The organism is Streptomyces kronopolitis (assembly GCF_014646275.1).
GTDB lineage: Bacteria > Actinomycetota > Actinomycetes > Streptomycetales > Streptomycetaceae > Streptomyces > Streptomyces kronopolitis.
On record NZ_BMND01000012.1, the window covers coordinates 1 to 23,257 of the forward strand.

Here is a 23,257-nt window from a genome sequence, read left to right on the forward strand (position 1 = left end):
CTGCCCGGCCGGGGCCACCGGCCCGCCGTCCGGCCCCGCGCGCCTCGCGGCCACCGGCCGGCTGGGCCGGGTCACCGCGCACACCGCCTGGGCCGATGTGCTGCCGGCGGCGGACGCCGCCGACGAGGCCACCGTGCAGGCCGCCACCGGGATGATGCACGTGCACGGCAGACGCGACGGGGCTCCGCGGGGGCTCGCCGTGGACTACGCCGCCACCTGTGCGTCGGTGCTCTCGGTGCAGGGCCTGCTGGCCGGGCTGCTGGGCCGGGTCCGTGGCGTCAGCGGCGCCGTCGAGCTGCGCACCGGGGCCGACCGGGCCGCGCTGCTGACGCTGTCCCAGTACCTCGCCGCGGCGAACGCGCCAGAGGCGGAGGCCGTGCCGTCCGCCTCCGGCGGCCCGCCGTTCACCGCGTCCTGCGGCACGGCGTTCGAACTGGAGGCGCTGGAGCCCGGCCCGTGGGCACGGTTCTGGCGGGCGCTGGGCGCACCCGAGGACGCGATACGCAGCGGCTGGCGCCCGTTCCAGTTCCGCTACGCCACCGCCCGCGCACCGCTGCCCACAGCGCTGCGGGAGACCGCGCGGGCCGTCTCCTGGGCGCGGGTGCGGCAGGCCGCCGACGAGGCGGGGGCCGAGGTGTGCGCCCTGCATCCGCCGGCCCACCCGGCATCGCGGGCCGGCGGGCCGTGGACCGTCACACCGCGCGACGAGCCGGGCGGCGCGCCGACTGGCGGCACGCCTCCCCCGGCAGCGCTCCCCCTCGCCGGTCTGACCGTGCTGGAGGCGGGCCGCCGGGTCCAGGCACCGCTCGCCGCCCATCTGCTCGGGCTGCTCGGCGCCGACGTGCTGCGCATCGAACCGCCGGGCGGGGATCCGCTGCGCGGCATGCCGCCCTGCTGTACGGACGTCTCGGCCCGCTGGCTCGCCCTCAACCGGGGCAAGCGGGCCGTCGAGATCGACATCAAGTCCCGTGCCGGGCAGGAGGAGTTGCGGGAGCTGACCACCGGTGCGTCGGTGTTCCTGCACAACTGGGCGCCGGGCAAGGCGGAGCGGTTCGGGCTGGACGCCGAGCGCCTCGCCTCGGTCAACCCGGGCCTGGTGTACGCGTACACCAGCGGCTGGGCGGACCGTCCGCCGCCCGGTGCCCCGATGGGCACCGACTTCATGGTGCAGGCCCGGACCGGCGTCGGGGAGGTGGCCCGCACCGACGGCGAGCCGCCCGCGCCCTCGCTGATGACGCTGCTCGATGTGCTCGGCGGACTGCTCGGCGCGGGGGCGGTGCTGTCCGGTCTGCTGCTGCGCGAACGCACCGGGTGCGGGGTGCGGGTGGAGTCCTCGCTGCTGGGCGCCGCGGAGCTGCTCACCGCCCCGGCCCTGGACCGTGCCGCGGCCGGTGGAACGCTGCGCCGCCCGGCCGGCTTCCGCCGTCCGCTGCCGACCGCCGACGGCTGGCTCGCCCCGTCCGACGACGCCGCCCGTGCCGCTGCCGCCGCCTTCCGCGGGCTGCGGGACGTCCCCGCGGAGCAGGCGGTGGCCGCCCTGCGGGCCCGGGGCCTGACGGCCACCAGCGTCACCACCGATCTGGCCGCGCTGCCGTCCGACCCGCGGGTGGCCGCGGCCCTGACCCGCGACGCCCATGGCTCCCTGGCCGTCCCTTCGCCCTGGAGGTTCCTGTGACACCCCGGTTCCACGACCTCGTCCCGGCTCCGCTGCGCCGCATCTGGGCCGCCGAAGGACACTGCCCCGACCTGGATCTGTACAGCCTGTTCCGGGCCCGGCGGATCGCCCGCCCCGATGACCTCGCCGTGATCGACGACCGGGGCGGGATCAGTTACGCGGACCTGGACCGCCTGGCACGAGCCCTGGCCGCGGGGCTCGCCCGCACCGGCATCGGCCCGGGTGACACGGTGGGCGTCCAACTCCCCAACAGCAGGGAGGCGGTGGCGGCCGATCTGGCCCTTGCCGCGCTGGGCGCCGTCGTCCTGCCGTTCCCCGTCGGGCGCGGCGGGCGGGAGGCGGCGTCGCTGCTCGGCCGCTCCGGCGCGCGGGCCGTGATCGCCGCCACCGCGCACCGCGGCATCACGCACGCACGGCAGCCGGCCGCAGTCGGCCAACGAGCCGGATCCGGCGGCGAACTTCCCGCGCTGCACACGGTGATCGCGGCCGGTCCCGGCCCGGCCCCCGAGGGCTGTCTGTCGCTGGCGGAGCTGCTGGAGACCGAGGCGGACGACTTCCGGCCCGCGCGGCCCGACCCGGACGCGGCCGCCCGCATCCTGGTGTCCTCCGGTTCCGAGGCCGAGCCCAAGATGGTGGCGTACTCCCACAACGCGCTCGCCGGCGGCCGCGGCAACTCGCTGGCGTCGCTGCTGCGGTCGGGCACTCCCCCGCGCTGCCTGTTCCTGGTGCCGCTGGCCTCGGCCTTCGGCAGCAGCGGCACGGCGGTGACCCTCGCCCGGCACGGCGGCTGCCTGGTCCTGCTCGACCGGTTCACCCCGGACGCGGCCCTGGAGGCGATCCGCGCCCACCGGCCCACCCATGTGATGGCCGTGCCCACCATGGTGCGGATGATGCTCGACCGTCCGGCGGCGGAGCACGAACGGCCCGCCGCCCCCACCGCGTTGGTGCTCGGCGGCTCCGCCCTCGACGCGGCCACCCGCGAGGAGGCCCGGCGGGCCTTCGGCTGCGCCGTCGTCAACCTCTACGGTTCCGCCGACGGCGTCCACTGCCACGGCGGGCTGGCCGGTCCCGCCGGGCCGGAGACCGGTCCGGGGATCGTGGTGGGCCGGCCCGACCCCGGTGTCTGCGAGATCCGGATCGCTCCCCTCCAGGGCGGCGCCGCGGGCGACGCGGGAGAGATCCTGGCCCGCGGCCCGATGACCCCGTTGTGCTACGTCGGCGCGCCGGAGCTGAACATGCGCTACCGCACGGCCGACGGCTGGGTCCGCACCGGGGATCTCGGGCGCTTCACCGACGACGGCAGCCTGCGGGTGGTCGGCCGCCTCAAGGACATCGTGATCCGCGGCGGCGCGAACGTCAGCCCCGCCGAGGTCGAGGGCGCGCTCTCCTCCCATCCGGACGTACGGGACGTGCTGTGCGTCGGCGTCCCGGACCCGCTGATGGGGGAACGCCTCGCGGCCTGCGTCGTTCCCCGCCCCGGCCGGACGCCGGCGCTGGCGGGCCTGTGCGCGCACCTGGACGGGCTCGGGCTGGAGCGCCGTAAGCACCCGGAGCATCTGCTGCTGCTCACCGGCGTTCTGCCGCTCACCCCGGCAGGCAAGCCCGACCGTGCGGCACTACGGGCCCGGGCCGCCGAGGCGTTCCCCGCCGACCGGACCCGGGCGGGCTGACACCCGCACGAGGACGGGTCAGGCGAGGGCGCTTGAAGCAGGAGTGGGTGAAGGGGGCAGGACCGCACCGGACGGTCCTGCCCCCCTTCACCCCTCATCCGCTCATCCGCTCATCCGCTCATCCGCGCGAGAACGCCTTCTCCATCTGTGCGGCGGCCTTGCGGTACACGCCCAGCAGGTCGAGGTCCTTGCCCGGGTAGTTGGCGATGTTCAGCTGCTCGGCTCCCGAGCCGGGCAGGACGGTGCCGGTCGACATGTTCTCGTTCTCCAGCACGTACGCGGGCTTCTTGGCCGTCAGGGAGGACAGCTGGTCTGGGGTGACCGCCTCCGGACCGTACGTGCCGACCACCCGCGCGCCGGCGAGATCGGCCGCCCAGGTGGTGAACTTCTGCGCCGCCACGACGGGCGGCTTGCCGGCCGGCCGACTCGCCTTGACCTGGCGGCTCAGGGAGTTCCACCGTGCGGTGAACGTGGCGTTCCACGAGGCGGCTGCCTTCTCGGTGCCGAACTTCCGTCCCAGCTTGGTGACCTGGCCCTTCGTCGTGTCGGGCGCGTTGTCCAGGTTGAGTTCGATCAGCTTCGCCTTGGAGCCGGCGGCCTCCTTGATGCGTCCCGCGAACGGTTCGAAGGAGGCGTACAGGACGTAGTCGGCGTCGGCGACCGCCGCCAGGTCGGACGGCTTGAGGTCGTAGTCGGGCGCGTGCCGGACCGACGGCGGGACGAGGGACCGGACGTTCCTGGCCCCGGCCGCCTTCGCGAGTGCCGCCTCCCAGCTGGAGGTGGCGACGACGACGGGCCCGGACGCCCCCTTCGCGGACGGCCCGTCCTTGCCGGAACCGGTTGTGCAGCCGGTCAGGCCGGTCAGCAGGAGCACCCCCGCACTCAGTGCGGTGAGGGGGCGGACGACGTGGCGGGCAGGCGCCATGAGCGGGTTCTCCGTTCGGGGAGGAGGTGGGCGACGAGGGCGACGGCCCCCGCGGCGAGGACGAGTACCGGGCCGGGCGGCAGGTCCCAGGCCAGTGACAGCAGAAATCCGAGGACGTTGACGACGACGCCGATGCCGACCGCCCACACCGTGATCGACACCAGTGAGCGGCCGAGGCGGCGAGCGGCGAGCGCCGGGAGCAGGGTCAGGGCGTCCACCAGCAGCGCGCCGGTCAGCCGGATGGCGCCGGCCACTGCGACCGCCACCAGGACCAGCAGCAGCACGGTCAGCCGCTGCACCGCGACCCCGGAGCACTGCGCCAGCTCCCGGTCGTGCAGCAGCAGGGCCAGGTCGCGGCGGCGCCAGACGAAGAGCGCGGGGACGGCCACCGCCAGCACCCCCAGCACGGCGAGATCGGCCGGGCGCACGGCCAGGATCGAGCCCCACAGCAGCGCGAAGGCACCGTTGGCGTTGACCCCGGAGAGCGCGAGCAGCAGCAGCGCGACGGCGATGGCCAGGCTCATCAGCAGCCCCATCGCCCCCGACAGCCCCTCCGCGGTCCGCGCCAGCGGTGCCACTCCCGCGCCGGCCAGCGCGCACGCGACCAGTGCGCACAGCATCGGGTCGAGTCCCAGCAGTTGTCCCACGGCGATGCCCAGCAGCGCGACGTGCATCATGGCGAAGCGCACCGGCATGATGTCGAGGCCGACGATCACCACTCCGACGATCGGCAGGCCGAAGGCCGCGAGCAGCAGTCCGCCGCCGGCCCGCTGCACCGGGACCAGTTGCCACAGCTCGGCGATCTGCGCGAGGGCGCTCATGACACCTCCCGCAGACGTCCGGCGGCCATCTCCCAGGTGCGGTCGCAGCGCGCGGCCATCGCCCGGTCGTGGGTGACGACCAGCAGCGTCACCGGCAGCGTGGTGAGGACCTCGGCGGCCTCCTCCTGCCCCGCGAAGTCCAGCGCCGCGGTCGGCTCGTCGGCGAGCAGCACCCCGGCCCCGGCGGCGACGCAGCCCACCGCGCGCGCCAGGTGCATCCGCTGCAACTGGCCGCCGGACAGGCTGCTCAGCGGCCGGTCCGCCATCATCCCGACGCCCAGCCGCCCGGCCGCCTCCGCGGCCTCGGCCGGGGCCCCGCTGCTCGCCAGCAGCTCACCGGCGAGGAGCGGGAACCGCCCGGCCGCCGGGCGCTGCGGAATCCAGGCGCAGGCCCGCCGGCGCCATGCCCACTCGGCGGCGGTGCGGCTGCCCCGCCCGCCGACCAGGATCTGCCCGTCGACCCGGCGGTGCAGACCGAGCACGGCGCGCAACAAGGTGGTCTTCCCGGAGCCGTTGGTGCCGGTCAGCGCGACTCTTTCACCGGCCGCCACATCGAGATCGACGCCCTGCACCGCTTCCAGGCGGCCGTGCCGGCACACCACGCCGCGCAGCCGTACCTCCAACCCACTCTGCTCGCTTCCGTGCCGCGCCACAGCGGGCCCCGGCCCCGTCCGCCTCTTCTCGCTCCATTCCACAGCCCACTAGTCGGACCGCGGGGCTGCCGGGTTCCCGCCCTCGGGACCCGGGCGCCGCCGCGACGGCCGTCACGGCGCCCCGCCCGGCAGCCCGTCCCGGTGCTCCGCACCCCGCCCGACCAGGTGATTCGCCCCACATCAGGCCCGGCGAGGCACCTCTGCCCGGGATGGCCACACCATGTTCACCCAGGGGTTCCGCCGGGATTTGCTCCGGGCCGGGGGCAGTGTGCAACAGTGGGCCGTCCCGGTCGGCCGGGCGCGCGCGTGCGCAGCCGCTGCCGGGATCCCCACACTTCAGAACAGACGGTTCCGGCCGCGTCCTGCGCGCGTCCGGGCCGAGCCCCTCCCCTACGGCCTTCCCCAGAGAGCGATGCAGGCAACGACTCTTGTTCCCCCGACCGCGGACCTGTTCACCCAGGGCCTGGAACTCCGGACCGGTGCTGCCCTGCTGCGTTTCGGCGCCGCGCGGCAGCACCCGGCCGACCGGATCAGCTGGACCGGCCACGGCGCCGTGGCCTGGCTCGACGGTGGCCGCGGACACATGTGGAGCGTCGGCGAACCGGACGCCGCCGCCGGGCTCGTCCTGCGCGCCGCGCTGGGCCGTCCCGACCAGGTGCGGGAGTTCACCGGCCCGCGCGGCACCGAGGCCTTGGCCGGCCGGCTGCTGCCGGTGACCGATGTCGTCGAGTGGATCTTCCGCTGGACGCTGGAGGAGCCGCCGGTCCAGCGGGCCGAGGAGCGGGTGATCGTCCTCGACGAGTCCCACCACGACGAGCTGCTGGCCTTCCTCAACGTCCACAGCCCGGCCCACTCCACCGGCCCGGGTTCCTCCGACGTCAGCGTGTGGGCGGGCATCCGCGACCCCGACGGGCGGCTGGTGGCCTGCGGTGCCATGAGCAGTCTGCCGGACAGCGGTGCACCGCTGATGGCGTCCGTCGCGACCGACGCCTCACAGCGCGGCCAGGGCCTGGGCGCCGCCCTGACCTCCTGGCTGACCCGCTACGCGGTCCGCCGGTACGGGTACTGCACGCTGTGGCAGCTCGCCGACAACGCGCCCGCCGAGCGGCTCTACACCCGCCTCGGCTACCGCAACGAGGACCCCTGCGTGTCCGCGCGGCTCGCCGCGCCCTGACCGTCCGGGCCCGGCCTCGGGCCACCGCCTCCCGACTCCCGCCTGCGCCATCTTCGGTGCGCACGGCGGGAGTTGACGGTTTTCCCTAGATCATCAACGGCGCGGGCGACGCTACGATGCCGTGGACGAGGGCACCGTCGCACCACGGTCACCGCCCACTGGCGCAGGCCTCCGCGACCGGCCCCGCAGGTGACGAAGGGGAGGGCACAGTGGTGATACCGGAGGAGTTCGACTACATCGTGGTCGGTGCGGGGTCGGCGGGCTGCGTGCTGGCCGCGCGGCTGTCCGAGGATGCGGACCGCACGGTCCTGCTGCTGGAGACCGGGCCCGCGAAGACCCGGGCGGACCTCGCCACACCGCCCGCGTGGCCCGCGCTGCTCGGCAGCGAGGTCGACCACGCCTACACCACCGTGCCCCAGCACGGCACCGGCGGAGTAGCCCACGCCTACCCGCGGGGCCGCACGCTGGGCGGGTGCAGTGCGACCAACGCGATGGTGTTCCTGCGCGGGCACCGCAACGACTTCGACCGCTGGGCCGCCGCCGGGTGCACGGGATGGGACTTCGACGCGCTCCTGCCGTACTTCCGGCGGATGGAGACGGTCGCCGGCGGAGACCCCGGGTTCCGTGGCGGCAGCGGCCCGATGCGCCCCGCCCCGGCGCAGCCGGAGGTGGCGAACCCGCTCTCCCAGGTCTTCGTCGACGCCGCCGTCGCGGCCGGCCACCCGGCCACCGACGACTTCAACGGCCGCCACCAGGAAGGCGCGGGCCGGCACGATCTGAGCATCGCCGACGGCAGGCGGCAGAGCACCGCGGACGCCTATCTGCACCCGGTCCGCGCCCAGCGGCCGAACCTGACCGTCTCGACCGGCTCCCGCGCACGCCGGCTGCTGCTCGACGGCGACCGGTGCACGGGAGTGGAGTTCCGCCGGGGAACCGAGACGGTCACCGCGCACGCCCGTGCCGAGGTGATCGTCAGCGCCGGCAGCGTCGACACCCCGCGGCTGCTCCTGCTGTCCGGCATCGGCCCCGCCGACGAACTGCGCCGCACCGGTGTCGAGGTCCACCACGACCTGCCCGGCGTGGGACGCAATCTGCACGACCACCCGCTGTGCCCGCTCGTCCACGAGGCGAGCCGCCCGATTCCCGCGGGACGCACCAACCTCTCGGAGTCCTCACTGCTGTGGCGCAGCGATACCGCGCTGTCCGGGCCCGACATGCAGCTGATGTTCATTCACATCCCCTACCACCCGCCGACGATGCGGGCCCCGGCGAACAGCTTCACCCTCGGTCTGGCGACCGTGCCGCAGAGCCGGGGCTCGGTGCGGCTGGCCGGCGCCGATCCGGACACCCCGCCGCTGATCGACCCGAACTACCTCGGTACGGAGTCGGACGTGCGGCGCATGCTGCACGGCATCGAGGTGGCGCGGGAGATCGCGGCGGCACCTCCGTTCCGGGAGTGGCGCACGCGTGAGGTCCTCCCCGGCGACGGCGTCACCGAGGAGGGCGAGTTGCGTGCGTACCTGGCGCGGGCCACCGGCACGTACTTCCACCCCGTGGGCAGCTGCGCGATGGGCACCGGCGCGGAGGCGGTGGTCGCTCCGGATCTCACCGTGCACGGGCTGACGGGCCTGCGGGTGGCGGACGCGTCGGTGATGCCCACGATCGTCTCGGTCAACACGAACCCCGCGACGATCATGATCGCGGAGAAGGCCGCCGACCTCATCCGCCGCGCCGCACAGACGAGCTGACGGGTCAGCCCCCTCCGGGAAGACCGCCGGTCAGCTGTCCGAGATCTCGGACAGCCGGAAGGGCCCCGCGGCACCGGGGCCGAACATCACGGGCAGGCTGCGCCCCAGCGGCACGACGACCACCGGCTCCTCGCGGTATTCCCGGAGAAATCTCTCCAGGGGCTCCCAGATCAGGCTGCGGTATCCGGACTCGGACTTCTGGCGTTCGAAGGAGAGGGTCAGCGCGGAATCCATGACGGAGACACTCACGGCATCCACTTCCAGCCACTCTCCGCCGATCCAGGCTTCGAGTCTCACGTGCGACATGACGCAAGGGTGCCCTGTCCGACAGGCCGCTGGCAATCAGGGACGGCCGGACCCGCCCACCCGTACCTCAGATACCGGGCGAGGACAGCCGGGTGTAGGTCTGCGGGGCACTGGTGCCGCCGGGGCCGACCACGGTGACGTTCACCGGTCCGGGGGCGCCCGCCGGGACATCGGCCACCAGGTGGGTGTCGGAGACGAGAGTGAAGCCGACCGGCTGGCTGCCGAAGAACACCTTGGTGGCCTGGGAGAAGTTGCTGCCGGTGAGGGTGACGGTGCTGCCGCCGGAGGTGGACCCCTGTGTCGGTGACAGCGAGGTGATGACGGGAGGCGTGAGGTAGGTGTAGGTCACCGGGTTGCTGGTGCCGCCGACGGTGGTCACGGTCACCTGAACGGGCCCGGCGAGCCCCGCGGGGACCACGGCGGTGATCTGGGAATCCGAGACCACCGTGAAGGACGTGGCAGCGGTACTCCCGAAGCGGACCGCCGTGGCCTCGACCAGGGAGCTGCCGACGAGGGTGACGGTGTTGCCGCCCGCCAGCGGCCCCGAGAGCGGTGTCACAGCGGTGAGAACGGGGGCGTTGACGAAGAAGTAGGAGTTCGGAAGGGTGCTGCTCCCTCCCGGCCCGGTCACGGTGATGCTCACCACCCCCGCCACCGACGCCGGAGCCACGGCCGTGATCTGAGTCGGCGATACCACGGTGAAGGACACCGCCGGGGTGGTACCGAAGGCGACCGCGGTGGTTCCGGTGAGATTGGTGCCGGTGAGCGTGACGGTGTTCCCGCCCGAGGTGGGCCCCTGGTTGGGGCTGACGGCGGTCAGAGTCGGCGCCACCACGTAGGTGTAGGAGAGACCGTTGCTGGTGCCGCCCGGAGTCGTCACCGTCACCTGCACCGTGCCGGACCCGGCAGGCGCGACCGCGGTGATGACGGTGTCGGAGACCACGGTGAAGGATGTCGCCGGCGTCGAACCGAACCGCACCGCACTCGCATTGGTCAGCCCGGAACCCGTCAAAGTGACCGCTGTCCCACCCGCCGACGAGCCCGACGACGGACTCACCGACGACAACACCGGCACAGCCACCGACGTATAGGTGAACGCCACCCCGTTACTCGTACCGCCAGGCGTCGTCACCGTCACCTGCACCGTGCCGGTCCCAGCAGGCGCAACCGCGGTGATGACGGTATCGGAGACCACGGTGAACGATGTCGCCGGCGTCGAACCAAAACGCACCGCACTCGCATTGGTCAGCCCCGAACCCGTCAGCGTGACCGCCGTCCCACCCGCCGACGAACCCGACGACGGACTCACCGACGACAACACCGGAGCGGACACCGAGACGTAGGTGAACGCCACCCCGTTACTCGTACCGCCAGGCGTCGTCACCGTCACCTGCACCGTGCCCGTCCCGGCAGGCGCGACCGCGGTGATCTGGGTCGACGACACCACCGTGAACGAGGCCGACACCGAGCCGAACCGCACCGCCGTCGCACCCGCGAGGCCCGTTCCGGACAGGGTCACCACCGTCCCACCCGCCGCGGGACCGGTGTTCGGGCTCACCGAGGACAGCACGGGAGCGGACACCGCGCTGTAGGTGTACGGCAGGCCGTTGCTGGTGCCCCCAGGGGTCGTCACCGTTACCTGGGCGGTGCCGGAACCCGCCGGTGCCGTCGCGGCGATCTGCGTCGACGACACCACCGTGAACGAGGCCGAGACCGAACCGAACCGCACCGCCGTCGCACCCGTGAAGCCCGTTCCCGACAGGGTCACCACCGTTCCGCCCGCCGCCGGACCCGTATTCGGGCTCAGTGCGCTGAGCACGGGCGCAGGGGTGGCGGTGTAGCCGAAGGTGACGAACTGGTTGCTGGTACCGGCCGGGGTCGTGACGGTGACCTGGACGGTGCCGGTGCCCGGCGGGGAGGTGACGGTGATCTGGGTGTCGGAGACGACGGTGACCGCGGTGCCCTGGGTGGCGCCGAAGCGCACGGCGGTGGCGCCGGTGAAGCCGGTGCCGTTCACCGTCACGACGGTACCGCCCCCGGTGGCACCCGAGGTGGGTGACACCGAGAGCACCGCGGGCGGGGCGGCGGCCAGCGACTGCGGGGCGGAGTCGGACGGCAGATTCTCTGAGGGTTTCACAGCCATGGTCCTTCGAGGGCGGGCGCCCGGGCCGGGCACCGGAGGGGCAGTGCCGCAGCGGGCGCGTCAAGGGAGATGAGCTGGGCCCGGACAGGCGCGAGGCACCTGTCCGGGCAGCTGTCCGCACGCCTGGTGAAGAGATCCAGGCGGTCGGCGGACCGGACCGGGGATCAGATACCGGGTCCGGCGAGGTAGGTGAAGCCGATGTTCGCGGAACCCCCGGTGGTGGTGACGACGACGTCGGCGGGGCCGGGCTGACCGTCCGGGGTGGGCGGGGAGACGACCGAGAGACTGGTGTCACTGATCACCGAGAACGCCGCGGGCACGCCGCCGAAGGTGACCGACTGGGTGGTGCTGAGGTTGGTGCCGGTGACGGTCACCACCGTTCCGCCGCTCGCCGGACCGGAGTTGGGGTTGAGCGAGGTGACGGTGGGAGCGTCCACGTAGGTGTAGCTGAAACCGTTGTTGGTGCCGCCGGCGGTGGTGACGCTGACGCTCACCGGCCCGGGGCCCGTGCCCGCGGGAACGGCGACGGTCAGCTGCCCGTCATTGATCACGGTCGGCGTCGCGGTGGCGGCGCCGAAGTGCACGGTGGTGGCGGTGCTCAGCCCGGTGCCGTTGATGGTGACGGTGTTGCCGCCCGCCGTGACGCCCGTGATGGGGCTGAGGCTCGACTTGAACGGCGCGCCGATGTAGAAGAACGACAGCGGGTTGCTGGTGCCGGCGGGCGTGGTGACCGTCACCGGTACCGTGCCGGTGCCGGATGGCGAGGTGACGGTGACCGAGGTGGGGGTGTTGGCCGTGATGGTGGCTGTCTTGGAGCCGAAGTGCACGGATGACGCGTTGGCGAGGTTGGTGCCGGTGATGGTGACCGTGGTCCCACCCGCGGTCGACCCCTGATTGGGGCTGATGGGCATGGCGTTTCCTCCTTGATGGCGTGTGTGGAGCGGTGTGTGAAGGGAGTGACGAACCGCGGCGGCAAAGCCGCGGGTGCGGCGGGCTGGGGTGTGGATCGCCTGGTGGAGCACGGGCCGATGGCCCGGCCGGCCCTCAGACGCAGCCGCCGACGCTTCCGGGCGGAGCGCAGTTGTCCGGGGTGTTGTCCCGCACGTAGGTGAGGTAGTCCGTCAACAGCACGCTGCCGGAGTTGAGGTAGATCCCGCCGCCGGTGGTCGGGACCGAGTTGTTGTGCACGTGGGTGTTGGACAGGACCATGACGCCGTTGTCGTTGTAGAGGCCGCCGCCGGCGACGGCGGTGTTGCCGCTGATGTCGCTGAGGCTCAGGGAGACGGTGCCGCCCAGGTTGGAGATGCCGCCTCCCGGATAGGGGGACACGGCGCTTCCGCCGCGGACGGTGATCCCCTGCGCGGTCAACTGCCCTTTCGTGCCCGGCACGTTGGCGGATCCTTCGACCTGAAGGACACGGAACTGCGGAGCGCCCGGGTCACGCTCGATGATGTTGCCGATGCCGAGCATTTTGATGGGGGTGGTGATGGCCGGCAGCCCCACCGGCCCCCTGGCACCCCAATAGTGGGCGCTGGTGATCCGGTAGGTGCAGAACGGGAACAGTGCCAAGGTGTCCCCGCCCTTGGCGTTCGCCGTCGTGATTGCGTTCACCAGTGCGGACTCGCCGCACAGCACGGAGGTCGAGGTCTGTGCGTGGGCCGGGGCCGGCGCCAGGGCCAGTCCCACGGCAAGGACACAGGCGCCGAGGAGGGATCGCAGAGTACGGACAGTTGGCATGTACGCCCCCGGAATGAGATGGCGTGAACCGCCGGGCACCCTGATGCCGCGCACCGCACGGGTCGAGGAATGCACCTCCTCCACGCGGAGCGTGCATGTGACGGTGCCAGGGCCGCACCGTTGCCCGCACTCAAGTAGTCATTGAGGGCAGGCCAGTTGCCGCTCCCCGGAGAGGAACGGGCGGCCCACCGGATTGGATGAGGCCAGTAATCCATCGGGGGTCATATGCCAGCAAGAGTCCTGACGCCACGTCACCCGATCGGCAGAGCGCACATCGGCCGCCTTCCCGCACACAGCGGCGCTCCCGGCACCCTCGTGACATCCCGTGCGCGGCACCACCGGCCATCGGCCCGGAGCTGGGCCGTACGGGTGAAATCGGCCCGGCCCCCTATTGCCCGGGTGTCCGGCAATGGGTCAATCGTGCCAGCCGCGCGACGGGCCGCCCATTCCTTTGCTCGGGCCAGGATCAGTCATGCCGTCCGATCCCCGACGGGCCCCGCCCCCTGCGCCTCGCTCCCTGTACGCGGTGGTCGTGGGCTCGGGCGTGCTCTCGCAGGAGGCCTCCCATGCGCCATCTCTCCAGGCTGTCACCGCGGTCCGCCACCAGGGCGGGGCGCGTCCCGGCCGCCCGTACGGAAACGGGGAGGCCGGCGGGGGACGGCAGGAGATCCGGCGGGCGGCTGCCCTCGCTGACCGGCCTGCGCTTCACCGCCGCGGCCGGGGTCGTCTTCACGCACTGCGCCCTGCTGTCCAGCCCCCGCCTCGCCAGGACGCTGGGGCCCGAGGTCTGGGTGGGCGCGAGTGCGGTCTCGCTGTTCTTCATCCTCAGCGGGTACGTCCTGACCCACTCGGCCCGCCCGACCGACACCGCGCGGTCGTTCTGGCGCCGGCGGGCCGCCAAGATCCTGCCCAATCACGTACTGACCTGGTGTGTCGTCGTGGGCGCCCTGGCGTTCGCCGGGACGGCGGCCTCCGGCGCCGGTTCGGGGATGGTGGCCCACCTCGCCAGTCTGTTCCTGGTGAACACCTGGGTGCCCAGCCAGCGCTTCCTCTCCGCGGGCAATCCCGTTTCCTGGTCGCTGGCCGCCGAGGGGTTCTTCTACCTGCTCTTCCCGGTCCTGCTGCCGTGGATCAGGCGGCTGTCGCGGCGGGGGCTGCTGATCGGCGCCGTGTCGGCCATCGCCCTCGTCTGGATCTGGCCGGTGTTCTGCGCCCTGGTGCTCAACCCCGAGGGGCGGTTCTTCACCGGCTACTGGTTCCTCTACATGCTCCCGATCACGCGGCTGCCGGAGTTCGTGCTCGGGATGATCGCAGCCCGGATCTCGGCCGAGGGAATCCGACTACCGCGCATCGGGGTGCTGCCGGCCGCGCTGGGCGTCATCAGCGCCATCATCGTGAACAGCTCGTTCCTGCCGCACGAGTTCATGTACGCGGCCTCGACCGTGGCGCCGCTGGCCGTACTGGTCCATGCCACCGCCGAGTTGGATCTGCGCGGCGGACCGTCGCTGCTGCGCACCGCTCCCCTGGTGTTCCTCGGTGAGATCTCCTACGCGATGTATCTGGTGCATCTCGTGGTGCTGGGTCTGATGTTCGTGGGTCTGACGCATCTGGGCTGGAGCGCGCTCGCGGCGATCCTGGCCGCCCTTCCGGTGATCTTCCTGCTCTCCTGGCTGGTCTACGCGGGCGTGGAACGCCCCTGCATGCGGCACCTCTCCACGTCCCGCGCCCACCGCCGTGACCGTCACCGGCCGGCGGTGGCCCCGTAGCGGAGGTCGGTCCCGTCGTCCGGCCCGGCCCGGTCCGAACGGCGGGGGACCGTCCACGAACCGCCGCCCTCGCGTGTCGCCCGCGCCTCCCACCCGCAGCACGCTTCCCCCGCAGGACGACAGCTGAAAGAGGCTCCCGATGAAGACGCGAAGCGAGCAAGTCGCCGCCCACCGGCCGCACTACCAGGACGAGCTGGCGCACGGGCTGGCACGGTTCTTCGAGCCACCGCGCCGTACGTGCCCCTGGTGCGCCTCCCATCTTCTGCGCGAGCGCCTGCGCACCACCAATCACCCCCAGCGCAAGCCGGGCAGCTTCGTCCTCGACACCTGCCACAGCTGCGGCCACGTCTTCCAGAACCCCCGACTGAGCGCGGAGGGCCTGGACTTCTACTACCGCGACTGCTACGACGGCCTCGGGGAGGCCACGATGGCGCGGATGGCGTCCTCCCCCCTGGCCGTCAAGCTCTACCGGACCCGCGCCCGCGCGATGCTCCCCTACGGCCGTCCCGGACGCTGGCTGGACGTCGGCACCGGCCACGGCCACTTCTGCGCCGAGGCCCAGCGCCTGCACCCGGGCACCGAGTTCCACGGCCTGGACTGGGGCGAGGGCGTCGAGATCGCCGCCCGCAACGGCCGTATCGCGCGCGCCTTCCGGGGCTCGTTCCCGGGCCTGGCCGGTCAGCTCGCCGGCCAGTACGACGTGGTGAGCATGTACCACTACCTGGAGCACACCCTGGCGCCACGGCACGAACTGGCCGCCGCCCGGACGGTGCTGCGCACCGGCGGTCACCTCCTGGTCGAGGTGCCCGACCCGCAGTCCGCCGCCGCCCGGCTGCTGGGCCGCTGGTGGGGTCCGTGGCTCCAGCCCCAGCACCTGCACCTCGTGCCGCTGGACAACCTCCGCGGCGAACTGGCCGAGCAGGGCTTCACCGTCGTGGCCGTCGACCGGAAGGAGCCGCACATCCCCACCGACCTCACCTCCGCGGCGGTCAATGTGCTCAACTCCGTGCTGCCGGGCGAGGATCTGCCGTGGCTGCCGAGGAAGCCCGGCCCGCTCGGCCGGGGCATCCGCGCGCTGGCCCTGCTGGCGGCCACGCCCGCACTGCTCGTCCTGCTCGGGGTGGATCTGCTGCTGGCGCCGCTGACCCGGCGCACTCGACTGTCCAACGCCTACCGGGTGATCGCCCGGCGGGACTGACCGCACATGCCCGGAGTGCGGGGAAGGTGCGGAGTGCGAGGGATACGCACATTAGTCCGCCCGGGTGACGCGGTGCGCACTCACCCTCCCCGCCTCCCGCGAGACGGGACACTTTTGACCATGCACATCCTGATCGCCACCGCAGGCTCGCACGGGGACGTGGCTCCCTACACCGGCCTCGGGAGCAGACTCCAGGAAGCCGGCCACACGGTGGTGATGGCCACGCACACCCGCTCGGCCGTCCATGTCCGCCGCAGCGGTCTGGGGTTCCATCCACTGCCGCTCGACCGGTACGCCACCGTGGGCGCCGGACCCGACGGGCAGGGCGGCAGCAGTCACGGGACGATGCCCTCCAAGACCGAACAGATCAAGCTGGCCCGGGAGTTGGCACCCAAGATGGCCGACGCGCTGGTCGAGGCCTGCACCTCCGGCGCCGACGTCGTGCTGTTCTCCAGCAGCCTGGCCCCCTTGGGTGTGGTCGCGGCGGAGGGACTGCGCCTGCCCAGCGCCGGGGTCTTCCTGCAACCCCTCGCCCCCACCCGGGAGTTCCCGCCGGTCATCTTCGACCTGCCGTCGCTGGGACCGTTCGGCAACCGGGCCGCGGGACGCTGCGCGCTGTCCCTGCTGGACCGGGCGTTCGCGCCCGGCATCAAGCACCTCCAGCGGCAGCTGAGTGTGACGCCCGGCGCGCTCGCCCGGCGGAAGGCGACCTGGCCGGTGCACCACGGTTTCAGCCCGGTGGTGGTCCCCCGGCCCGTGGACTGGCGGCCCGGCATGGAGGTGGCGGGCTACTGGTGGCCGTGGGAGGCCCCGGGCTGGGCCCCGGACTCCCGGCTGGCGGACTTCCTCGACGCCGGTCCGCCGCCGGTCTATGTGGGCTTCGGCAGCATGGCCCTCGGTGACCCGGAGCGCTTCGGACGCCTGGTGGGCCGGGCCCTGCGGCTCGCCGGGATGCGCGGAGTGGTCCAGACGGCGTGGGCGGGGCTGTCGGTCGACGGCGATGACGTCCTGACCGTGGGCGAGGTCCCGCACGCGCGGCTGTTCCCGCGGATGGCGGCCGTCGTCCACCACGCGGGCGCGGGCACCACGGCGGCCGGCATGCGCGCCGGGGTGCCGGCGGTCCCGGTGCCGCTGATGCTGGACCAGTCGTTCTGGGCGTCGCGGCTGACCGCGCTCGGGGTCAGCCCGGGGCGGATCCCGTTCCGGCAGCTGTCCGCCGAACGGCTCGCCGCGGCCCTCCGCAAGGCCGTGGAGGAGCCCCGCTACGGCCATCGCGCACGGCAGCTCGCGGCGCTGCTCGACGCCGAGGACGGCGCCGGCCGGGTCCTGACCGCGGTGGAGCGGCTGGCCGAGCGGGGCAGCGGGAAAGCCTGAGGCGCGGCCCGGCTACCGCTGCGCCGCGGGCGGCTCGAACCGGCCGGAGTCCCGCAGCTCGCGCCACTGCGGGGCGAGGACCGACCAGACCTCCATGTCGTGCCGCACGCCCCGGTAGAGGTAGCTCTCGCGCAGCACGCCGTCGCGGACCATGCCGAGCCGCTTGGCGACGTTGATGCTCGCGGTGTTGGCGGAGGCGGCGATCCACTCCACGCGGTGGATGCCGCGCTCGTCCACCGCCCAGTCGATCAGCAGCCGCATCGCGCGGGTGACCAGTCCGCGTCCGGCGGCCGCCTCCTCCAGCCAGCAGCCGGCCTCGCAGGTGCCCGACGCGGCGTCGAAGGTGCGGAACAGCACGCCCCCGACGAGCTCCGGGCCCTGCCAGATGCCGTACAGGCGGCCGCTGTCGGTCGCCGCCTTGTCCGCGTAGGACTGGAGGAACGCCGTGGCGGACGGGAGGTCGGTGGCGAAGTCGGGCAGCGCGATGTACCGGCCGATGTAGGCACGGCTGCGGTCGATGTGCGCGAGGTAGGCCTCGGCGTGCCGGGGCTCCAGCGGCCGCAGCTCGGCACCGTCGTCACCCAGCGATATCGCAAACACCTGAAGTCTCCCGCGTCCCGCCCGTAGGCCGTTGTCCCTGCGTTCCCTGCGGCACGGATCGTTCCCGCTCTCCGCCGTGCGCACCGGCCGGAATCGTCCCACAGGCCCGGACGGGTGGGTTCCGCGGCCTCCGCCGGAGGCGCCCGGTCAGTCGCTCTCGGGCAGGGCGGGCGGGTGCACCCGCAGCACGCCGTAGACCGACCAGACCACGGAGACCAGCGGGACGGCGACCACCGCGCCGGCCACCCCCGCCGCGACGCTGCCGCAGATGACGGAGAGCGCGACCACCATCGGATGCAGCCGCACGGCCCGGCTCATCACCAGCGGGTGCAGCACATGGCCTTCGAGCTGCCCGATGACCACGATCAGCAGCACCACGACGATCGCCACCAGCGGGCCCCGCGTGGCCAGCGCCACCACGGCGGCCACGGCCAGCGCGACGGGCGAGCCCACCAGCGGGATGAAGGCGGCGAAGAACTCCAGGACGGCCAGCGGCACGGCCAGGGGGACCCGCAGCACGAACAGGGCCACGCCCACCAGCACCGCGTTGGTCGCGGCCACCACCACGATCCCGCGGGTGTAGCCGGTGAAGGTGACCCATGCGGCGCGCCCCGCCAGCCGCACCGGCCGACGGCTGCGCAGCGGCAGCTGTCCGCCGAACCACGTCCACATCCGGTCGCCCGAGTACAGGAAGAAGACCGAGCAGAACACCGCCAGCACCCCGACCGTCAGCACCGCCACCAGCCGGCCCACCCCGGTGAGCGCCGTGTTGATCAGGGTGGTCCGGTGGCTCGCCACGAACCGCGAGACCTGCGCCTGCACCTCCGCGAGCGTCCCCGGCCGCAGATGGAAGGGCGGGCCTTCCAGCCACCGCCCGATGCGGTTCACCCCGCCGTCGAACTCGCGGCGCAGCCCGTCCCACTCACCGGCGACGTTCGCCCCGATCAGACTCAGGACGGCGAAGAGCAGCAGGACGGCCAGCAGCAGGCCGACCACGACGGCCAGCGAGCGCGGCATCCAGCGGTCCAGCACGCTGACCAGCGGCTCCAGCAGCGCAGTGACCACCAGGGCCAGGAACACCGCCAGGGTCACCAGATGGAACCGGCCCAGCGCGGCGAAGATCAGGTAGACGACGACTCCGACGACGATCAGGCGCCAGCCGTAGGCGGCCGCCAGCCGCAGGGTCGGGGAGATCTCCGGCGCCTCCCGCGAGCCGCCGCCCGGGGCACCGGCGGACGGTCGTCGGCCGCCCGCTGCCCACGCGGCGCGGGCCGTACGGGGTGCGCCGGTCCCGCGCCGCCCCGCCCTGATGCGGCGGATCGAGGAGGAGCGTGCAGGCTCGCTGCCGGATCGGTGTTGCACCTGGTCGCCACCACCTCCCACCCCGCCGCCGGGGACCGGACGGGGGACGACTGCCCGCGGGAGGCAGGCGTCCGCACTCCGCGCGTACACCAGACGGGTATCACCTCGCGGCGGTCTTGGAACGTGTGCGGGCACGCATTCCCCCGAAGGCAGGCGGCAGGAGGCGGCCGCCGGGCGGAGCGGGTGCGCGAGGCAGGGCGGGGGCGGCGGAAATTTCTCCCGGCCGGTCGCGTCCTCCTGTCGATCCGGGGCGGAGCCGTTCGTATAGAGGGTGAGAGGCCGGCGGGGCGCCGGCGGAGACATCGGCCAAGGAGGCACACCATGACGCAGTACCTGCTCAGCATCTACCAGCCCGACGGGCCGCCGCCGTCCCCGGAGTTCCTGGAGCCGATCATGCGGGACGTGGCGGCCGTGAACGACGAGCTGCGGGCGGCCGGCGCGTGGGTCTTCGCCGGGGGGCTGCACCCGCCGAGCACGGCGACGGTGGTGCGGCAGAAGGACGAGGAGGTGCTGATGACGGACGGCCCGTTCGTCGAGGGCAAGGAGCACATCGGCGGGTTCACCGTCATCGAGGCGCCCGACCTCGACGCCGCGCTCGAATGGGGGCGCAAGCTCGCCCGCGCCACCACCCTCCCGATCGAGGTCAGGCCGTTGCAGTACGGGTCCTGCGGGTGACATCCGGCGGGCCGGCGGTGACTGCGGCGGACGTGGGACGGGTGTTCCGCGCGGAGTACGGCCGCGCGGTCGCCGTCCTGGTCGGTGTCTTCGGCGACATCGACCTCGCCGAGGAGGCGGTCCAGGACGCCTTCGCCACGGCGCTCGAACGGTGGCCGTCCGCCGGACCGCCGCCGAGCCCGGCCGGCTGGATCATCACCACGGCCCGCAACCGGGCCATCGACCGGCTGCGCCGAGAGCGCTCCCGGGAGGACCGGCAGGCGCAGGCCGCCGTGCTGCACGCCGCCGGGGAGCCGGCCGAGGAGGGACCCGTGCGTGACGACCGGCTCCGCCTGATCTTCACCTGCTGCCATCCCTCGCTCGCTCCCGCCGCGCGGGTCGCCCTGACGCTGCGGCTCCTGGGCGGGCTGACCACGGCGGAGATCGCCCGGGCGTTCCTGGTGGCCGAGCCCACCATGGCGCAGCGGCTGGTCCGGGCCAAGGGCAAGATCCGCGATGCCCGGATCCCCTACCGGATGCCGACCGAGGCCGATCTGCCGGACCGGCTGCGGGCCGTCCTGGCCGTGGTCTACCTCATCTTCAACGAGGGGTACGCGGCCAGCTCGGGTGAGTCGCTGGTGCGCGCGGACCTCTGCCGGGAGGCGATCCGCCTCGGGCGGCTGCTGGCCGGGCTGATGCCCGACGAGCCCGAGGTGCTGGGCCTGCTCGCGCTGATGCTGCTGACCGAGTCGCGGCAGGCGTCCCGTACCGGTCCGGGAGGGGAGCTGGTGCTGCTGGCCGACCAGGACCGCGCCTGCTGGGACCGGGCCATCATCGACGAGGGCCAGGACCTGGTCCGGCAGTGCCTGCGGCGCGACCGGCCCGGTCCCTATCAGCTCCAGGCGGCGATCAACGCCGTGCACAGTGACGCGCCGACCGCGGCGGCCACCGACTGGTGGCAGATCCTCCGGCTCTATGACCAGCTGCTGGCGCTGTCCCCCGGCCCGGTCGTCGCCCTGCACCGCGCGGTCGCGGTCGCGGAGGTCGAGGGGCCGGCGGCGGCGCTCGCCTGCGTCGACGGCCTCGGCCTCGACCGCTATCACCTCTTCCACGCGGTCCGCGCCGATCTGCTGCGGCGCCTGGGCCGCACCGCCGAGGCGGCCGAGGCCTACGAGCGGGCCCTCGACCGCGCCGAGAACGCGGCCGAGCGCCGGTTCCTGCGGCAGCGCCTGGAGAGCCTCCCACCGGCTCGCGGGGAGTGACCCGCGCCGCGTGGGGCGCTCTTGCCGGACGGGCGGGCGATGGCCACTGTGGACGGGCGTGGCCCTCGGCCGTCGGGGCGTTCCGCAACAGGTCTGGAGTGAGCGTGACTTCTTTCGTTCTGCCTCATGCCCTGCACGGCACGGGGGCGCACAAGGTCATCGCGGTGCACGGGTGGTTCAGCGACCGGTCGGCCTTCGACCCGGTCCTACCGGATCTCGACCGGGAGGCGTTCCAGTACGCCCTGGTCGATCTGCGCGGCTACGGCGAGGCGAAGGGCGCGGACGGCGCGTTCACCACCGGCGAGGGGGCGGGCGATGTGCTGGCGCTCGCCGACCGGCTGGGCTGGGAGCGGTTCTCGGTGGTCGGGCACTCCATGGGGGCCAGCGTCGCCCAACGGGTGCTGGCCGCGGCCCCGCAGCGGGTGCGGCGGCTGGTCGGCATCTCCCCCGTCCCCGCGTCCGGGCTGCCCCTGCCGCCGGAGCAGTGGGAGTTGTTCTCCACCGCCGTGCACGTCCCGCGGAACCGCAGGGCCATCATCGACCTCACGTCCGGCGGGCGCCGTCCGGATGCCTGGCTGGACCGGATGGTGCGGCACTCGGTGGCGTGCAGCGCTCCCGCGGCCTTCCGGGCCTGGCTGGATTCGTGGTCCGGTGAGGGGTTCGCGGCGCAGGTCGAGGGGTCGGCGGTGCCGGCGCTGGCGGTGACCGGGGCCCTGGATCCGGCGCTGACCGCCGAGCTGACGCGTCAGACCTGGATGCGGTGGTACGCCAACAGCGCGCTGATCGAGCTGGCCTCGGCCGGGCACTACGCGATGGACGAGACGCCGCTGGAGCTGATCCGGGCCGTGGAGGACTTCCTGCGGGCCGACGGCGACGGCGGCCCGGAGGCGGGATGACGGCGCCGGTGGCCGGGGGCGCGGAGCCGGGTCTGCCGGACGTGTTCGACCCGCGCGGCTATGCGGACGGTCTGCCGCACGCGGCGTACCGGCTCCTGCGGGACCGGCATCCGGTGGCCTGGCAGGAGGAGCACGAGGTGCTCGGGTGGCCCGCCGGGCCCGGCTTCTGGGCGGTCACCCGCCATGAGGACGTCGTACGGGTCCTGAAGGACGCCCGCACCTTCTCGTCCTGTCTGGGCGCCACCCAGATCCGGGACCCCGACCCGGCGGATCTGCCGTTCATCCGCCGCATGATGCTCAATCAGGATCCGCCGGACCACGGCCGGCTGCGGCGGGCGGTCAGCCGCGCGTTCACCCGGGGCCGGGTCGAGCGGTTCGGGGCGGTGGTGCGCGAGCGGGCCCGTGCGCTGCTGGCCGCGGCCATCGACACGGCGCGCGGCGGGGACGGGGTGTGCGACCTCGTCGAGGCCGTCACGGATGACTTCGCGCTGCTCAACCTCGCCGATCTGCTGGGGGTGCCGGCCGCCGAGCGGGGGCTGCTGCTGGACTGGACCCGGCGCGTCATCGGCTACCAGGACCCGGACGAGGCGGCCCCGGACCGGGCCGGTCCGGACGGGCGGCCCGCCGACCCCCGCTCCCCCGCGATGCTGCACGACATGTTCGCCTTCGCGCGGGAGCTGGCCGCACACAAGCGGCGGCAGCCGGCCGACGACGTGATGACCACGCTCGCCACGGACGGGGAACTGGCCGTGCCCGAGCTGGAGATGTTCTTCTTCCTGCTGACCATCGCGGGCAACGACACCGTGCGCAGCGCGGCTCCCGGCGGGCTGCTGGCCCTGGCCGGGCACCCGGAGGCCTACCGCGGGCTGCGCACCGGGGCCCTGGGGATGCCGGCGGCGGTGGAGGAGCTGCTGCGCTGGCATCCGCCGGTGCTCAGCTTCCGCCGGACCGCGGCGCACGACACCGAGCTGGCGGGGCAGGCCGTGCGCGCCGGGGACAAGGTGGTGGTCTTTCACGGTGCGGCGAACTTCGACGAGCGGGTCTTCGCCGCCCCGCACCGTCTCGACCTGGCCCGCTCCCCCAACCCCCATGTCTCCTTCGGCGACGGGCCGCACGTCTGCCTGGGCGCGCACCTCGCCCGGCTGCAACTGCGGGTGCTGTACGAGGAGACCTGCCGCCTGGTGCCCGCCCTCGCCGTGGCGGGGCCGCCGCGGCGGCTGGTGTCGAACTTCATCCACGGGCTGAAGTCGCTGCCGCTGCGGCTGCTGGACGTGGGCCCGGCGTAGGGGGAGG

20 protein-coding genes are annotated in these 23,257 nt (G+C 73.6%); 11 read left to right on the forward strand and 9 right to left on the reverse strand.

Features of this window, described 5'->3' with window-relative positions:
- The coding region (locus tag IEY78_RS15240) for a CoA transferase (protein WP_189098514.1) at positions 1–1,675 on the forward strand (1,675 nt) is incomplete at its 5' end.
- Positions 1,672–3,345, forward strand: coding sequence for a class I adenylate-forming enzyme family protein (locus IEY78_RS15245; protein ID WP_189098516.1), 1,674 nt, complete (start codon positions 1,672–1,674; stop codon positions 3,343–3,345). The genes IEY78_RS15240 and IEY78_RS15245, both read left to right, overlap by 4 nt.
- Before the next feature lie 118 nt (positions 3,346–3,463).
- Here IEY78_RS15245 and IEY78_RS15250 read toward each other — a convergent pair whose 3' ends face one another.
- The 3 genes from IEY78_RS15250 to IEY78_RS15260 are packed head-to-tail and all read right to left on the reverse strand — an operon-like array spanning position 3,464 to position 5,714.
- A complete protein-coding gene (locus IEY78_RS15250; protein WP_189098518.1) occupies positions 3,464–4,270 on the reverse strand; it encodes a metal ABC transporter substrate-binding protein in 807 nt (268 codons plus the stop codon).
- Entirely contained in the window at positions 4,228–5,091 is an 864-nt protein-coding gene (locus IEY78_RS15255; RefSeq protein WP_189098520.1) for a metal ABC transporter permease, read from the reverse strand. The genes IEY78_RS15250 and IEY78_RS15255 overlap by 43 nt, the downstream gene beginning before the upstream one ends.
- Positions 5,088–5,714 (reverse strand): ABC transporter ATP-binding protein, encoded by a 627-nt coding sequence (locus IEY78_RS15260; protein WP_229699960.1) that lies wholly within the window; start codon positions 5,712–5,714, stop codon positions 5,088–5,090. The genes IEY78_RS15255 and IEY78_RS15260 overlap by 4 nt, the downstream gene beginning before the upstream one ends.
- Before the next feature lie 442 nt (positions 5,715–6,156).
- On the opposite strand from IEY78_RS15260, the gene IEY78_RS15265 reads away from it, so the two are divergent.
- Positions 6,157–6,918 carry a GNAT family N-acetyltransferase gene (locus IEY78_RS15265; protein ID WP_189098522.1) on the forward strand — a complete coding sequence of 254 codons (762 nt, stop codon included), beginning with the start codon at positions 6,157–6,159 and terminating at the stop codon, positions 6,916–6,918.
- Positions 6,919–7,130: 212 nt separating this feature from the next.
- Positions 7,131–8,666, forward strand: a complete 1,536-nt coding sequence (locus IEY78_RS15270) for a GMC family oxidoreductase (protein ID WP_229699984.1) — start codon at positions 7,131–7,133, stop codon at positions 8,664–8,666.
- Positions 8,667–8,696: 30 nt separating this feature from the next.
- Here IEY78_RS15270 and IEY78_RS15275 read toward each other — a convergent pair whose 3' ends face one another.
- From IEY78_RS15275 to IEY78_RS15290, 4 genes are all read right to left on the reverse strand, one after another.
- Positions 8,697–8,972 carry a hypothetical protein gene (locus tag IEY78_RS15275; RefSeq protein ID WP_189098526.1) on the reverse strand — a complete coding sequence of 92 codons (276 nt, stop codon included), beginning with the start codon at positions 8,970–8,972 and terminating at the stop codon, positions 8,697–8,699.
- Positions 8,973–9,039: 67 nt separating this feature from the next.
- Positions 9,040–11,109 (reverse strand): beta strand repeat-containing protein, encoded by a 2,070-nt coding sequence (locus IEY78_RS15280; RefSeq protein ID WP_189098528.1) that lies wholly within the window; start codon positions 11,107–11,109, stop codon positions 9,040–9,042.
- 170 nt (positions 11,110–11,279) lie between these two features.
- Positions 11,280–12,026: an IPT/TIG domain-containing protein gene (locus tag IEY78_RS15285; RefSeq protein ID WP_189098530.1), complete on the reverse strand. Its 747-nt coding sequence runs from the start codon at positions 12,024–12,026 to the stop codon at positions 11,280–11,282.
- A 133-nt stretch (positions 12,027–12,159) separates the two neighbouring features.
- A complete protein-coding gene (locus IEY78_RS15290) occupies positions 12,160–12,852 on the reverse strand; it encodes a hypothetical protein (protein WP_229699961.1) in 693 nt (230 codons plus the stop codon).
- Positions 12,853–13,418: 566 nt separating this feature from the next.
- Between IEY78_RS15290 and IEY78_RS15295 the strand changes: the two genes are divergently transcribed.
- From IEY78_RS15295 to IEY78_RS15305, 3 genes are all read left to right on the forward strand, one after another.
- Positions 13,419–14,618, forward strand: a complete 1,200-nt coding sequence (locus IEY78_RS15295) for an acyltransferase family protein (protein ID WP_229699962.1) — start codon at positions 13,419–13,421, stop codon at positions 14,616–14,618.
- Between the two features lie 139 nt (positions 14,619–14,757).
- On the forward strand, positions 14,758–15,816 hold the full coding sequence (locus IEY78_RS15300) for a class I SAM-dependent methyltransferase (protein ID WP_189098532.1): 1,059 nt from the start codon (positions 14,758–14,760) through the stop codon (positions 15,814–15,816).
- Between the two features lie 120 nt (positions 15,817–15,936).
- Entirely contained in the window at positions 15,937–17,190 is a 1,254-nt protein-coding gene (locus IEY78_RS15305) for a glycosyltransferase (RefSeq protein ID WP_189098534.1), read from the forward strand.
- Positions 17,191–17,202: 12 nt separating this feature from the next.
- On the opposite strand, the gene IEY78_RS15310 is transcribed toward IEY78_RS15305, so the two are convergent.
- Both IEY78_RS15310 and IEY78_RS15315 read right to left on the reverse strand, forming a co-directional pair.
- Entirely contained in the window at positions 17,203–17,790 is a 588-nt protein-coding gene (locus IEY78_RS15310) for a GNAT family N-acetyltransferase (protein ID WP_189098536.1), read from the reverse strand.
- A gap of 147 nt (positions 17,791–17,937) precedes the next feature.
- Positions 17,938–19,152 (reverse strand): AI-2E family transporter, encoded by a 1,215-nt coding sequence (locus tag IEY78_RS15315; protein ID WP_189098538.1) that lies wholly within the window; start codon positions 19,150–19,152, stop codon positions 17,938–17,940.
- Between the two features lie 321 nt (positions 19,153–19,473).
- Here IEY78_RS15315 and IEY78_RS15320 point away from each other — a divergent pair, with 321 nt between their 5' ends.
- The 4 genes from IEY78_RS15320 to IEY78_RS15335 all read left to right on the forward strand — a co-directional run bounded on the left by IEY78_RS15320 (position 19,474) and on the right by IEY78_RS15335 (position 23,250).
- Positions 19,474–19,827 (forward strand): YciI family protein, encoded by a 354-nt coding sequence (locus IEY78_RS15320; RefSeq protein ID WP_189098540.1) that lies wholly within the window; start codon positions 19,474–19,476, stop codon positions 19,825–19,827.
- A 17-nt stretch (positions 19,828–19,844) separates the two neighbouring features.
- Complete coding sequence (locus IEY78_RS15325) at positions 19,845–21,068, forward strand: RNA polymerase sigma factor (RefSeq protein ID WP_229699963.1); 1,224 nt, start codon at positions 19,845–19,847, stop codon at positions 21,066–21,068.
- A 104-nt stretch (positions 21,069–21,172) separates the two neighbouring features.
- Positions 21,173–21,964, forward strand: a complete 792-nt coding sequence (locus IEY78_RS15330; RefSeq protein ID WP_189098544.1) for an alpha/beta fold hydrolase — start codon at positions 21,173–21,175, stop codon at positions 21,962–21,964.
- On the forward strand, positions 21,961–23,250 hold the full coding sequence (locus IEY78_RS15335) for a cytochrome P450 (protein ID WP_189098546.1): 1,290 nt from the start codon (positions 21,961–21,963) through the stop codon (positions 23,248–23,250). Before IEY78_RS15330 ends, IEY78_RS15335 begins: the two co-directional genes overlap by 4 nt.
- Positions 23,251–23,257 lie beyond the last annotated feature (7 nt).

Coding starts and splice junctions, on each gene's coding strand:
- IEY78_RS15250 (WP_189098518.1), bottom strand. CDS start 4,270: ATGGCGCCTGCCCGCCACGTCGTCCGCCCCCTCACCGCACTGAGTGCG.
- IEY78_RS15255 (WP_189098520.1), bottom strand. CDS start 5,091: ATGAGCGCCCTCGCGCAGATCGCCGAGCTGTGGCAACTGGTCCCGGTG.
- IEY78_RS15265 (WP_189098522.1), top strand. CDS start 6,157: ATGCAGGCAACGACTCTTGTTCCCCCGACCGCGGACCTGTTCACCCAG.
- IEY78_RS15275 (WP_189098526.1), bottom strand. CDS start 8,972: ATGTCGCACGTGAGACTCGAAGCCTGGATCGGCGGAGAGTGGCTGGAA.
- IEY78_RS15285 (WP_189098530.1), bottom strand. CDS start 12,026: ATGCCCATCAGCCCCAATCAGGGGTCGACCGCGGGTGGGACCACGGTC.
- IEY78_RS15290 (WP_229699961.1), bottom strand. CDS start 12,852: ATGCCAACTGTCCGTACTCTGCGATCCCTCCTCGGCGCCTGTGTCCTT.
- IEY78_RS15295 (WP_229699962.1), top strand. CDS start 13,419: ATGCGCCATCTCTCCAGGCTGTCACCGCGGTCCGCCACCAGGGCGGGG.
- IEY78_RS15300 (WP_189098532.1), top strand. CDS start 14,758: ATGAAGACGCGAAGCGAGCAAGTCGCCGCCCACCGGCCGCACTACCAG.
- IEY78_RS15305 (WP_189098534.1), top strand. CDS start 15,937: ATGCACATCCTGATCGCCACCGCAGGCTCGCACGGGGACGTGGCTCCC.
- IEY78_RS15320 (WP_189098540.1), top strand. CDS start 19,474: ATGACGCAGTACCTGCTCAGCATCTACCAGCCCGACGGGCCGCCGCCG.
- IEY78_RS15335 (WP_189098546.1), top strand. CDS start 21,961: ATGACGGCGCCGGTGGCCGGGGGCGCGGAGCCGGGTCTGCCGGACGTG.